Origin of the sequence: Corynebacterium frankenforstense (assembly GCF_030211955.1) — a bacterium.
Lineage (GTDB): Bacteria > Actinomycetota > Actinomycetes > Mycobacteriales > Mycobacteriaceae > Corynebacterium > Corynebacterium frankenforstense_A.
In genome coordinates this window covers 44,696-57,738 of record NZ_JASODI010000017.1, presented here as the reverse complement: position 1 = coordinate 57,738, position 13,043 = coordinate 44,696, and the positions used below count along the sequence as shown (strand labels likewise).

At 73.4% G+C, this 13,043-nt stretch carries 13 protein-coding genes; 12 read left to right on the top strand and 1 reads right to left on the bottom strand.

Annotated elements, in window-relative coordinates; genetic code table 11:
- The first annotated feature begins 91 nt into the window (after positions 1-91).
- From QP119_RS09175 to QP119_RS09120, 12 genes are all read left to right on the top strand, one after another.
- Complete coding sequence (locus QP119_RS09175; RefSeq protein WP_423777790.1) at positions 92-1,165, top strand: hypothetical protein; 1,074 nt, start codon at positions 92-94, stop codon at positions 1,163-1,165.
- A 6-nt stretch (positions 1,166-1,171) separates the two neighbouring features.
- A complete protein-coding gene (locus QP119_RS09170) occupies positions 1,172-2,167 on the top strand; it encodes an HAD-IIA family hydrolase (protein ID WP_284775512.1) in 996 nt (331 codons plus the stop codon).
- Complete coding sequence (locus QP119_RS09165) at positions 2,164-2,379, top strand: hypothetical protein (RefSeq protein WP_075663890.1); 216 nt, start codon at positions 2,164-2,166, stop codon at positions 2,377-2,379. The genes QP119_RS09170 and QP119_RS09165 overlap by 4 nt, the downstream gene beginning before the upstream one ends.
- Positions 2,366-3,187 (top strand): TlyA family RNA methyltransferase, encoded by an 822-nt coding sequence (locus QP119_RS09160; RefSeq protein WP_284775510.1) that lies wholly within the window; start codon positions 2,366-2,368, stop codon positions 3,185-3,187. Before QP119_RS09165 ends, QP119_RS09160 begins: the two co-directional genes overlap by 14 nt.
- Positions 3,184-4,116 (top strand): NAD kinase, encoded by a 933-nt coding sequence (locus QP119_RS09155; RefSeq protein WP_284775507.1) that lies wholly within the window; start codon positions 3,184-3,186, stop codon positions 4,114-4,116. The genes QP119_RS09160 and QP119_RS09155 overlap by 4 nt, the downstream gene beginning before the upstream one ends.
- Positions 4,117-4,140: 24 nt before the next feature.
- On the top strand, positions 4,141-5,874 hold the full coding sequence (gene recN / locus QP119_RS09150) for a DNA repair protein RecN (RefSeq protein WP_284775505.1): 1,734 nt from the start codon (positions 4,141-4,143) through the stop codon (positions 5,872-5,874).
- A 94-nt stretch (positions 5,875-5,968) separates the two neighbouring features.
- Positions 5,969-7,168, top strand: coding sequence for a putative cytokinetic ring protein SteA (steA, locus tag QP119_RS09145; protein WP_284775520.1), 1,200 nt, complete (start codon positions 5,969-5,971; stop codon positions 7,166-7,168).
- A 15-nt stretch (positions 7,169-7,183) separates the two neighbouring features.
- Positions 7,184-8,200: a copper transporter gene (locus tag QP119_RS09140; protein WP_284775504.1), complete on the top strand. Its 1,017-nt coding sequence runs from the start codon at positions 7,184-7,186 to the stop codon at positions 8,198-8,200.
- Between the two features lie 22 nt (positions 8,201-8,222).
- Positions 8,223-8,885, top strand: a complete 663-nt coding sequence (locus QP119_RS09135; RefSeq protein WP_284775503.1) for an NUDIX domain-containing protein — start codon at positions 8,223-8,225, stop codon at positions 8,883-8,885.
- Positions 8,885-9,835 carry a site-specific tyrosine recombinase XerD gene (locus tag QP119_RS09130; protein WP_284775519.1) on the top strand — a complete coding sequence of 317 codons (951 nt, stop codon included), beginning with the start codon at positions 8,885-8,887 and terminating at the stop codon, positions 9,833-9,835. The genes QP119_RS09135 and QP119_RS09130 overlap by 1 nt, the downstream gene beginning before the upstream one ends.
- Positions 9,836-9,969: 134 nt before the next feature.
- Positions 9,970-10,848, top strand: a complete 879-nt coding sequence (locus QP119_RS09125) for a ParA family protein (protein WP_284775502.1) — start codon at positions 9,970-9,972, stop codon at positions 10,846-10,848.
- Positions 10,849-10,910: 62 nt separating this feature from the next.
- Entirely contained in the window at positions 10,911-11,720 is an 810-nt protein-coding gene (locus QP119_RS09120) for a segregation and condensation protein A (RefSeq protein ID WP_284775518.1), read from the top strand.
- Positions 11,721-11,756: 36 nt separating this feature from the next.
- On the opposite strand, the gene QP119_RS09115 is transcribed toward QP119_RS09120, so the two are convergent.
- Entirely contained in the window at positions 11,757-13,013 is a 1,257-nt protein-coding gene (locus QP119_RS09115; RefSeq protein ID WP_423777789.1) for an Nramp family divalent metal transporter, read from the bottom strand.
- Between the last annotated feature and the right edge of the window lie 30 nt (positions 13,014-13,043).

Genomic DNA, 13,043 nt, shown 5'->3' with positions numbered 1-13,043 from the left:
TAAGCCCGCCTACGCTGATGGTACTGCACTCGGGAGGGTGTGGGAGAGTAAGTCACCGCCGACACCACAACTCAAAATAATCAAACAGTGGATGCTTAAGGCACGGGGTGAGGGAGAAGGACAGCCGAAGTCCTCTTCTTCGCTCCGTGCCTTTTGCGCACGTAGACTCCGGTTTGACCGGCCCCAGACATACGGAAGTGATGGTGCACCGATGGACGACGATCGTCACGGCAAGGACGGACGCCGAGGCGGCGGCCGTCGCGACAACGACGGGCAGCGTCGCAACTCCCGCGACGGCCGCGGCGGACACCGCGGGAACGCCGGCGGCGGACGCGGCGGGCGTCGCCGCAACGACCGCGGCGGCCGTGGCAGCCAGAACCGCCGCGGCGGCAAGGGTCATGCTCAGCGTGCCGGCCGCGAGCGCGACCGCGGCGCCGGTCTGAACCCGCAGCGCCCCGGCTTCCGCGAGGAGCGGCTCAACAACCGCATGAACGAGCCGGAGATCCCCTCCGACGTCGACATCCAGGACCTCGACCCGATGGTCTTGCAGGACCTCAAGGTGCTCGCCAAGCAGAACGCCGAGAAGGTCGCCCAGCACCTGGCCGCCGCGGCGATCCTCATGGACGAGTCTCCGCGCCGCGCCCTCGAGCACGCGCGCGCCGCCAAGGACCGTGCCGGCCGCGTGGCCGTCACCCGTGAAACCAACGGCATCGCCGCCTACCGCGCCGGTGAGTGGCACGAGGCCCTCTCGGAGCTTCGCGCCGCCCGCCGCATGAGCGGCGGCCCCGGTCTGCTGGCCGTCATGGCCGACTGCGAGCGCGGCCTCGGCCGCCCGGAGCGCGCCCTCGAGCTCGCCCGCGGCGAGGACGCCCAGAAGCTCGACGACGACTCCGCCATCGAGCTGGCCATCGTCGTCGCCGGTGCGCGCGCCGACATGGGCGACCACGACTCCGCCGTGACCACCATCGAGGCCGCCGGGCCCGACAAGAAGGCCAAGGGACCCGAGGGCGCGCGCCTCAGCTACGCCTACGCGGACGCGCTGCTCAACGTCGACCGCCGCGCCGAGGCCCGCGAGTGGTTCCTCGCCGCCCGACGCCAGGACGAGTTCGGCGTCACCGACGTCGAGGACCGCCTGGCCGAGCTCGACCGCGGCGGGGTGGAGTAGACCGCGATGACCATCGCCGAGAACTACGACGCCCTCCTGCTCGACCTCGACGGCACCGTCTGGGAGGGCGGCGACGCCATCCCCGGGGCCGTCGAGGCCATCACGGCCTCCGGGCTCACGGACGTCTACGTCACCAACAACGCCTCGCGGGCCCCCGAGACCGTCGCGGAGATGCTTAGCGCCATCGGGCTCGACGCCACCTCCGAAAAGATAGTCACCTCCGCCCAGGCCGCCGTGGAGCTCGTCCGAGCCGAACTCGAGCCGGGCACCCCGGTGCTCGTCCTCGGCGCCGACACGCTGCGCCAGCTGGCCGCCGACGCGGGCCTCAAGGTAGTCGACTCCGCGGACGAACAACCCGCCGCCGTGCTGCAGGGCCACGACCCGCGCACCGGCTGGGAGCAGCTCTCCGAGGCCGCGCTGGCGATCCACGCCGGCGCGCGCTTCATCGCCACCAACCTCGACGCCACGCTGCCCATGCAGCGCGGCCTGATGGTCGGCAACGGCTCCATGGTCGCTGCCGTCGTCTCCGCCACCGGAGTCACCCCGCTGTCGGCCGGCAAGCCCGAGGCCGCCATGTTCGACGTCGGCGCCCGCCGCTTCGGCGCCAAGCGACCCCTGGCCGTCGGCGACCGCCTCAACACCGACATCCAGGGCGGCAACGCCGCCGGCCTGGACACCCTCCAGGTGCTCACCGGCGTCTCCGGCGCCGCCGAGCTCCTGGCCGCCCCGCCCGAGCAGCGCCCGACCTACATCGCCGACGACATGTCCGGGCTCTTCGCCGAGCCCGCCGAGCTCGAGGTCGGCGCCCAGGGCGGCTTTACCGCCGACGTCGAGGACGGCACCGTCGTCCTGCGCGGCGGCAACGCCGACTCCACGCCCACCCAGGGCCTGCGCACCGTGCTCGCCGCCGCCTGGCGCGCCGCCGACGCCGGCGAGCCCGCGAGCGGAGTGCACGCCGAGGGCACCCACGCCGAGCGCGCCGCGAAGGGGTGGCGCCCGTGACACCGGCGCCCGTCCCGCACGACCCGACGGCGACACGTGTGCGCCCGGAGGAGGTGCGCGCGGGCGTCGGAAATCTCCTGCGCCGCGCCGACGCCGCAGAGAACGCTGACGCCGAGGCCGCGCACCTCGAGGAGGCGCACGCGCTGCTGCAGGCGGCGCTGAAGGACCAGCCGCACCGCGGCGCAGAGGAGGAGGCACATGCCCGCCCGTAGACGCCTCGACGCCGAACTCGTGCGCCGCAAGATCGCCCGCTCCCGCGAGCAGGCTGTCACGATGATCAAGGAGGGTCGGGTCAGCGTCAACAGCCTGCCCGCCACCAAGCCCGCCACCCAGGTCACCCCGGAGGTCTCCGTGCGCGTCACAGAGGCCGAGGAGGACCGCTGGGCCTCCCGCGGGGCCCACAAGCTGCTCGGGGCCCTGGAGGCCTTCGAACCGCAGGGGCTGAGCTTGAAGGACCGCCGCGTCCTCGACGCCGGGGCCTCCACCGGCGGCTTCACCGACGTCGCGCTGGACCGGGGCGCCCGCGAGGTCGTCGCCGTCGACGTCGGCTACGGCCAGCTGATCTGGCGCCTCCAGGACGACGAGCGCGTGCGCGTGCTCGACCGCACCAACATCCGCTTCCTCGACCTCGAGCAGACCGCCGGGCCCTGTGACGTGATGGTCGGCGACCTCTCCTTCATCTCGCTGAAGCTGACGCTGCCGGCCATCGCGAAGGTCATGGCCCCGGGCGCGGACCTGCTGCCCATGGTCAAGCCGCAGTTCGAGGTGGGCAAGGACCGCCTCGGCCACGGCGGGGTGGTGCGCTCGCCGGAGCTGCGCGCCGAGGTCACCGCCGACGTCGCCGCCGCCGCGGCCGGACTCGGCCTGAGCCTGCGCGGCGTGGTCGCCTCGCCGCTGCCCGGACCGAGCGGGAACGTAGAATACTTCCTGTGGCTGGTCAACGACGCCGGGGCGAGCGAGCCGGGCGCCGAGAGGACCGCCGAGATGATCCGCACCGCCGTCGAGGAGGGACCTCAATGACCGCACCCGCCCACGACCGCGAGGTCCTGCTCGTCCCGCACGTCGGACGGCGCAGCAACCTCAAGGCGGCCGCGCGGGTCGCCGAGCTGCTCGAGGCCGGCGGCGTGCGGGTGCGCACCCTCGAACTCGACGACGCCGAGCCCCTCGAGGAGGAGCCCGCTCTCGCGCGCCTGCCGCGCTACCCGGCCGCCGAGGCCGGCGAGGGCGTCGAGCTCGTGCTCGTGCTCGGCGGCGACGGCACCTTCCTGCGCGCGGCCGACCTGGCGCACGCCGCCGACCTGCCCGTGCTCGGCGTCAACCTCGGCCACGTCGGCTTCTTGGCCGAGTGGGACGCCGAGTCCCTCGAGCTGGCCGCCCAGCGCGTCATCGACCGCGACTACCGCGTCGAGGGCCGCATGACCGTCGACGTGCGCGTGCTCGACGAGAACCTGGAGACCATCGATACCGGCTGGGCCCTCAACGAGGTCAGCGTGGAGAACCTCAACCGCCGCGGCGTGCTCGACGCCGTCCTCGAGGTCGACGGCCGGCCCGTGAGCTCCTTCGGCTGCGACGGCGTGCTCATCTCCACGCCGACCGGGTCGACGGCCTACGCCTTCTCCGCCGGCGGCCCCGTGCTATGGCCCGAGCTCGACGCGCTGCTCGTGGTGCCCAACAACGCCCACGCCCTGTTCACCAAGCCGCTGGTGGTCAGCCCGTCCTCGACCGTCGCCGTCGAGTCCGCCCGGCACGCCACCCCGGCGCTGGCCGTCATGGACGGCTTCCGGCCCGTGGCCATGCCGCCGGGCTCGCGCGTCGAGGTCGTGCGCGGCCGCCGCCCCGTGCGCTGGGTGCGCCTCGACGACCGCCCCTTCACCGACCGGCTCGTGACCAAGCTGCATCTGCCCGTCGAGGGCTGGCGTGGTCCCAACCCGCGGCGCACGAGCCACTGAGCGCGCGGCGCTAGGGTAGGGCCCATGCTCGCCGACATCACCATCGAGAACCTGGGCGCGATCCCGCGCGCCGCCGCGGAGTTCTCGCCTGGCCTGACCGTGCTCACCGGTGAGACCGGTGCGGGCAAGACCATGGTGGTCACCGGCCTGCGCCTGCTCGCCGGCGGGCGTGCCGACGCCTCGCGCATCCGCACCGGCCAGAAGCGCGCCGGCGTCGAGGGCCGCTTCTCCCGCGAGGGCATGCCCGAGTCGGTCGCGGCCGCCGCCGACGCCGTTGTCGCCGAGGCCGGCGGGCGCGACGACGAGAACGGCGACTGGCTGGCCTCCCGCACCGTCAGTGTGACCGCCGACGGCGCCGGGCGCTCCCGGGCCCACCTGGGCGGGCGCAGCGTGCCCGCCGGCACGCTGGCAGACTTCGCCTCCGGGGTGCTGGCCATCCACGGCCAGCACGACCAGCTGCGCCTGCTCTCCGCCGACGAGCAGCTCGCCGCCCTCGACCGCTTCGACCCCGCGATCGCCCCGCTCGCGGAGGCCTACGCCCGCGCCTACCGCGAGCACCGCCGCCTGGCCAAGGACCTCGCCGAGCGCACCGGCAAGCGCCGCGAGCTGGCCCAGGAAGTCGACCGCCTGCGCTTCGCCCTCGACGAGATCGACAAAGTCGCCCCCGAGTCCGGCGAGGACGACGAGCTGATCGCGCAGATTCGCCGCCTCCAGGACGTCGACGTCCTGCGCGAGTCCGCCTCGGGCGCGCTCGGCCTCATCGACGGCGCCGAGGCTCTCGGCGGCTACGACGACTCGAGCGCCGAGCCCGCCGCCGTCGCCCTCGGCCGTGCCGCGAGCACGCTCACCGGCTCCGGCGACGAGAAACTCGTCGCCCTCGGCCGCCGGCTGGCCGCCGTGACCACGGAGCTCTCCGAGGTCAGCGCGGAACTGGGCGGCTACCTCGGCGAACTCGACGCCGACCCCGAGGCCCTCGAGCACGCCCTGCTGCGCCAGCAGGAGCTGAAGACCCTGACGCGCAAGTACGCCCCCGACGCCGCCGGCGTGCTCGCCTGGCGCGACAAGGCCGCCGCCCGCCTCGAGCGCATCGACGTCTCCTCCGACGCCGTCGAGAATCTCACCGCCGCCGTGAAGGCCGCCGGAAAAGAGCTTGACGACGCCGCGCGTGCGCTCACCGACGCGCGCACGAGCGCGGCGTCCGGCCTGGGGGAGGCCGTCTCCGCCGAGCTCGCCGGCCTGGCGATGGGGGACGCGCGACTGACCGTCGAGGTGCGCCCGGCCACGCCCGGCCCGCGCGGGGCCGACGAGGTCGAGCTCATGCTCGCCCCGGCCGCCGACGCGGCGGCCCGGCCTCTGGCCCAGTCCGCCTCCGGCGGCGAGCTCTCGCGCGTCATGCTTGCCCTCGAGGTGATCCTGGCAGGCGAGAGCGGCGGGACCACGCTCGTCTTCGACGAGGTCGACTCCGGGGTCGGCGGGCACGCCGCCGCCGAGATCGGCCGGCGCCTGGCCCGGCTGAGCCGCAGCCACCAGGTCATCGTGGTCACCCACCTGCCCCAGGTCGCCGCCTACGCGGACACCCACCTGCACGTCGAGAAGGCCACCGCGGACTCCTCCGAGGTCACCACCTTGACCGGTGAGCGCCGGGTGGCCGAGCTGGCGCGCATGCTCGCCGGCCTGGCCGACACCGACACGGGCCGGGCGCATGCCGCCGAGCTGCTCGAGCGCGCGCAGGCCGAGGTCGCCGCGATGGGAGACTGAGACCGCGGGTCGGCTGGTAGGCCGGATCGCGGGCGGGATCGCGGGCCGGAGCGCACGGCGCGCCTCCGCCACGCCGCGCGGTGGGCGCGTCAAAATATGGCCCATGAGTCTGTTCTCCCGCACCGACGACCTGCCCGGCATCCACGGCACGGTCCGTGACCTGACCGGAGCGGCCCTGGCCAAGGGGCTGAAGAAGTTCTCCGACGGCGACATCGCCGTCGTCGACGCCCCCGACATCTCCCGGCCGGCGGCCCAGCAGCTCATCGACCTGCGCCCGGCCGCCGTGGTCAACATCGCCCGGTTCAGCACCGGCGCGGTGCCGAACTTCGGCCCGCAGATGCTCATCGACGCCGAGATCCCGCTGTTCGAGGACCTCGGCGCCGAGGCGCACGCGAAGCTGCGCGGCGGCAAGAAGGGCCGGGTGACCGAGGACGGCGAGCTCTTCCTCGGCAACGACGCCGTGGGCACCGCCGCCCCCGTTGACGGCGCGGCCGCCGAGACCCGCTTCAACGAGGCCCAGCGCAACCTCGTCGAGCACATGGAGGCGTTCTTCGGCAACACCATCCAGTTCATCCACTCGGAGGCCCCGCTGCTCATCGACGGCCTCGGCATCCCGGACACCGGCGCCTCCGTCAAGGGCCGCAAGGTCGTCGTGGTCAGCCCCGGTGCGGACCACGCGGACCAGCTCAAGCGCCTGCGCAACTTCATCCGCGAGTACGACCCGGTCCTCATCGGCGTCGACTCCGCCGCCGACACCCTGGTGCGCGAGGGCTACACCCCCGACCTGATCGTGGGTAACCCCGCCGGTATCGAGTCCGAGACCCTGCGCAGCGGCGCGCGTGTCGTGCTGCCCGCCGAACCCGACGGCCACGCCGCCGGGCTGGAGCGCATCCAGGACCTCGGCATCGGCGCGATGACCTTCCCCTCGGCCACCGACTCGGCGACCGACCTGGCTCTGCTGCTGGCCGAGTACCACGGCGCGGAGCTGGTGGTCAACGCCGGCGCCCCGCTGGACCTCGACGCGATCTTCGCCGACCGCCCCGAGGCCACCCCGGCCGCGCTGCTGACCCGCTCCAAGGTCGGCGCGCGCCTCATCGACGCCGAGGCCGTCATCGACCTCTACCACGTGCCCTCGGGCCGCGGGACGGCGTGGCTGTGGGCGATCCTGGGCATCCTGGTCGCCGTCGCGGTCGTCGTGCTCGTCGCGGGCACCGCGGGTGACGGCGGGTTCACCGAGAATCTGATCGACACCTGGAACAACATCGCGTTGACCGTCCAGAGCTGGTTCAAGTAAGGAGCCGACGTAACAATGGCCAAGAACAAGCAGGGACGCACCGGCGTCCTCATCGCGGGACTCGGCTTCGGCGTGGCCGTGGGCGTCGCCCTCGGCGCGCTCGTCATCGCCCCGAACTCCCCGGACGGCGGGCACACCTCCGCGGCCGCCGACGACGGCGCCTCCGAGCAGGAGGTCGCCGTCGCCGAGGCGCAGGCCTCCTCGGCCGACGCCGTCGTCTCCGAGCTGGCGGGCAAGAGCGTCGCCGGGACACTCACCGACCGCCCGGTGCTCGTACTGCGCACCGCCGACGCCGCCGACGAGGACGTCGACGGGATCTCCCGCCTGCTGCGGGAGGCCGACGCCGTCGAGGCCGGCACCATCACGCTGACCGAGAAGTTCACCGACCAGCAGGGCGCGGACAAGCTCAAGACCATCGTGACCAACACGCTGCCGGCCGGCGCGCAGCTCTCCGAGGAGCACCTGGACCCGGGCACCCACGCCGGCCAGGCGCTCGGCTCGGCGCTGATGCTCGCTCCCGACAGCGGTGAGCCCCAGGCCGACGATGACGAGCGCGAGGCACTGCTCGGCGCACTGGCCGACGCCGGGTACCTCGAGTACGAGCGCGGCACCATCCGCCCGGCCCAGGTCGTCGTCGTGGTCACCGGCGGCGCGGACGGCGCCGGCGAGACCGGCTTCGGCGCCCAGGTCGTCTCCAACCTCGTCGAGGCCATGCAGGAGCGCGGCAACGGCGTCGTGCTCGCCGGCCGCATCGGCTCCGCCTCCGACACCGGCGCGATCGGCCTGACGCGTGCGGCCGGCCAGGGCGACGAGGGCGCGGACCGCGCGCCGTCGACCGTCGACTCCGTCGACCGCTCCTGGGGCCGCATCGCCACCGTGCTCGCCGTCGCCGAGCAGCTCGAGGGCCGCTCCGGCGCCTACGGCTCGGCCGAGTCCGCCGAGGCCGCCACCCCGCAGGTCCCGGACGCCGGGTCCGGGCAGAACTCCGGCGACGGCTCCGGGGCCCCGGCGGCGGAGGCCCCGCAGGCCTGACGCGGGCCTAGACTTGAGGACCATGAGCACCCCCGGCACCCACACCTTCACCGTCACCGACTCCGAGACCCTCGTCGACGCCCCGATCCTGGCCGTGCGCCGCGACCAGGTCGTCATGCCCGGCGGCGGGACCGCCGACCGCGAGATCGTCGAGCACTTCGGCGCCGTCGCCGTCGTCGCCTACGACGCGGAGCGCGGCGCCGTGGCCATGGTGCGCCAGTACCGCCACGCCGTGGGCACCCGGCTCCTCGAGCTGCCCGCCGGCATCCTCGACTTCGCCGGCGAGGACCCGCTGACCGCCGCCCGCCGCGAACTCGGCGAGGAGGCCGGCCTCGACGCCGGGAGCTGGGACAGCCTGGTCGACCTGGTGACCAGCCCCGGCTTCTGCGACGAGGCCGTGCGCGTCTTCCTCGCCCGCGACCTGCGCGCCGTCGAGCGCCCCGAGCCCGAGGACGAGGAGGCGGACATGTCGCTGGAGTGGATCGGCCTCGACGCCGCCCGCGACGCCGTCCACGCCGGCGAGGTCGCCAACTCCATCGCCGTGGCCGGCGTGCTCGCCGCCCACGACGTGCTGCGCCACGGCGCAGCTGTGCGCCCCGCCGACGCCGAGTTCACGCTGCGACCGCAGGCACTGGCGCGACGTCGTCAAGCGGCGGGCATTGCCCCGGACATGAAGAAGCTGTGATCCGCGTCGACCCACACGCGCTCGGGCGCGCCTGGCTGAACCACCTCGCCGTCGAGAAGGGGCTCAGCCGCAACACGCTGGCCGGCTACCGGCGCGACACCGCGCGCTACCTGGACTGGCTCACCGACGCCGGGGTCACCGACCTCGCCGCGGTCACCTCCGCCCAGATCGAGGCCTACGTCGCGGACCTGCGCCGCGGCGGGGAGGGCCGGCGCGCGCTGTCGGCCTCCTCGGCCGGGCGGGCGCTCGTGGTTGTGCGCGGGCTGCACAAGTTCGGGCTGACCGAGGGCGAGCTCGACGTCGACGTCGCCGCCGAGGTCTCGCCGCCGACGACCGGGCGCCACCTGCCGGACACGCTGAGCGTCGAGGAGGTCACCCGGCTGATCGAGGCCGCCCCCGACGGGGAGACGGCCACCCCGGTGGACCTGCGCGACCGCGCGCTGCTCGAGCTGCTCTACGCCACCGGTGCGCGCGTCTCTGAGGTCGTCGGCCTCGACGTCGACGACCTCACCGGGCCGCTGGCCGAGGCCGAGGAGGCGGGGGAGGACACCGCCTTCCTGCGCATCCTCGGCAAGGGTGGCAAGCAGCGGCTGGTGCCCGTGGGGCGCTCGGCGCGCGCGGCCGTCGAGGCCTACCTGGTGCGCGCCCGCCCGGTGCTCGCCCGCGGGCGCAGCCACCGGCTGCTGCTCAACCAGCGAGGCGGGGCGTTCTCCCGGCAGAGCGCGTGGGGCGTGCTGAAGAAACGGGCCGCGCGCGCCGGCATCGAGCGCGACATCTCGCCGCACACGCTGCGGCACAGCTTCGCCACCCACCTGCTCTCCGGCGGGGCGGACGTGCGCGTGGTCCAGGAGTTGCTCGGGCACTCCTCCGTGACCACGACGCAGATCTACACGCACGTCACCGCCGACGGGCTGCGCGAGGTCTGGCGGCTGGCGCATCCGCGCGCCTGAGCGCTTGAGCACGGCGCCTGAGTGGACGAAGTCCGCGTGCCCGCCAGCGCGGTGCCGGGGGCGCCGGGTAGAATGACACGCGTGTCATCCGACCGGAAGGCGGGTAGCCAAAAGTCAAGGGAGAGGGTTTGACCATGGGAGACGGAGGACTGTTCGACTCCGCGGACGTCGAGGTCGGCCTGACCGGCCGTCCGGTGCGCGAGCTGCCTGAGCCGGGCCCCGTCGACCGCCACGGGCCCGCGCGCATCCTCGCGATGTGCAACCAGAAGGGCGGGGTGGGCAAGACCACCTCGACGATCAACCTCGGCGCCTGCCTGGCCGACCTCGGCCGCAAGGTGCTGCTCGTCGACCTCGACCCGCAGGGCGCCCTCTCCGCCGGCCTCGGGGTCTCCCTGGCGGACCTGGACACCTCCGTCTACGACCTGCTCGTCGACAACGAGGCCTCGATCCACTCCGCGCTCATGCACACCCGCGTGCCCGGCCTGGACCTGGTGCCCGCCAACATCGACCTCTCGGCCGCCGAGATCCAGCTGGTCAACGAGGTCGGCCGCGAGCAGACCCTGGCGCGTGCCCTGCGACCGGTGATCCGCGACTACGACTTCATCATCCTCGACTGCCAGCCCTCGCTCGGCCTGCTCACGGTCAACGCCCTGGCCTGTTCCCACGGGGTGATCATCCCGATGGAGTGCGAGTACTTCTCGCTGCGCGGCCTGGCGCTGCTGACCGACACCGTCGAGAAGGTCCGCGACCGCCTCAACTTCGACCTGGACATCCTGGGCATCCTGGTGACCATGTTCGACCGGCGCACCACCCACTCGCGCGAGGTGATGTCGCGGGTGGTCGAGGTCTTCGGCGACAAGGTCTTCGACTCCGTGATCACGCGCACCGTGCGCTTCCCGGAGACCTCCGTGGCCGGCGAGCCGATCACCTCCTGGGCGCCGAAGTCCCAGGGCGCGGAGCAGTACCGCAACCTCGCCAAGGAGGTCGTGGAGCGCTGCGCCGAGCTGCCGTGAGCCGGCGCGCCGGCGCGGGCGCGGACTCCGGCGCCACCGCCGCGTCGCCCGCGGAGAAGCGGCTGCCGGACGGGTCCGTCCAGCCGGAGATCACCGGCTTCACCGTCGCGCTGCACAACTTCACCGGCCCCTTCGACCTGCTGCTGCACCTGATCCAGGTGCGCAAGCTGGACGTCACCGAGGTCGCGCTGGCCGAGGTCACCGACGAGTTCATCGCCTACACCCGCCAGCTCGGCGAGCGCGCCGAGCTCGAGGAGACGACCGGCTTCCTGCTGGTCGCCGCCACGCTGCTCGACCTCAAGGCCGCGCGCCTCATCCCGCGCGGCGACGTCGACGACGAGGCCGACCTGGAGCTGCTGAGCTCGCGCGACCTGCTCTTCGCCCGCCTGGTGCAGTACCGCGCGTACAAGAAGGTCGCCGCGCTCTTCGCAGAATGGCAGCGGGGCGCCCGGCGCCGCTACGCGCGCACCGGTGGGCTCGAGGAGCGCTTCCGCCACCTGCTGCCCCCGGTGGAGCTGGGCCACGACGCGCAGTCCTTCGCCGAGCTGGCCGCCGGTGTCTTCCGGCCGCGCCCGCCCGAGGAGGTCGGCGTGGACCACCTGCACCACGCGGAGGTCTCCGTGCCGCACGAGGCCGGGCGCGTGCTCGAGGCGCTGCACCTCGCCGGGGTGGAGCAGTGGCTGACCTTCGAGCGGCTGACCCGCTCGTGCACCTCGACCATCCAGGCCGTGGGCACTTTCCTGGCACTGCTTGAGCTCTACAAGGCGCACGCGGTCGAGGCCCGCCAGCCGGAGCCGCTCGGTGAGCTGGCCGTGGCCTGGACGGGCCTCGAAGTGGATCCGGCGGTCGTCGCCGCCGCCAACTGGGACTGAATCAGCCGGCGCTCTGCGGCGCCGGCCCCGCGGGCGTCAGCCGATGCCCATCGCGGTCAGGACGAGCAGCGCGATGTTCAGCACGATCACCAGCGCCGCGATGATGAAGGCCAGGACCTTGACTGCGGTGCCGTCGGCGTACTTGCCCATGACCCTCCTGCTGCCGGTGGCCAGGAAGAGCGGGACGATGGCGAAGGGGATGCCGACCGAGAGCAGTGCCTGGCTCCACACCAGCGCGAGCGTGGGCTCGATGCCGACGCCGACGATGATCAGCGCCGGGATCAGCGTGACCACACGGCGGGTGAGCAGCGGCACGCGCACGTGCAGCAGGCCGTCCATGATCTCGGAGCCGGCGTAGGAGCCCACCGAGGTCGAGGCCAGGCCGGAGGCCAGCAGGCCGAGGCCGAAGACGACGCCCACGGCGTCACCGAGATTGGCGACGACAGCGGCGTGGGCGCCCTCGATGGTGTCGGTGCCTTCCACGCCGTAGAGCGAGTTGGCGGCGAGGACGAGCAGGCCGATGTTGACCAGGCCGGCGATGACCAGCGCCCAGGTCACGTCGAACTTGCTGGCGCGCAGCAGCCGCGGCAGGCGGGCGTCGTCGGCGTGGCCGAAGCGGTGCTTGACCAGCGAGGAGTGCAGGTAGATCGCGTGCGGCATGACGGTCGCGCCGAGCATGGAGGCCGCCAGCAGGACGGTCTCGGCGCCGTCGAAGCGGGGGATGAGTCCCTCGGCGACCTCGGCGGGCACGGGCGGGTCGACGACGAGGCCGGTGAGGAAGCCGATCGAGATGACCAGCAGCAGGCCGATGATCACGCGCTCGAAGACGTGCTGGAGGCCGCGGGCCTGGAAGGCGAGGAGCACGATGGAGACGACGCCGGTGATCACGGCGCCGGCCAGCAGCGGCAGGTCGAAGAGCAGCTGCAGGGCGATGGCGCCGCCGACGACCTCGGCGAGGTCGGTCGCGGCGGCGACCAGCTCGGCCTGGATCCAGAAGGAGAGGCGGGCGGGCTTCTTCAACCGCGTGCCGAGCACCTCGGGCAGGCTGTGGCCGGTGACCAGGCCGAGCTTGGCGGACTGGTACTGGATGAACACGGCCATGGCGTTGGCCAGCACGAGCACCCACACCAGCAGGAAGCCGTACTTGGCGCCGGCCGTGATGTTGGCGGCCACGTTGCCGGGGTCGACGTAGGCGACGGCGGCGACGAAGGCGGGGCCGAGCAGGACCAACATGCGGTTGTGGTCCGGCGTGTAAGGGCCGGTAATTTCGTGGACCTGGCGAACAGAATTCATGGTATTGAACTCTAGTCGCGGTGTGTCCGT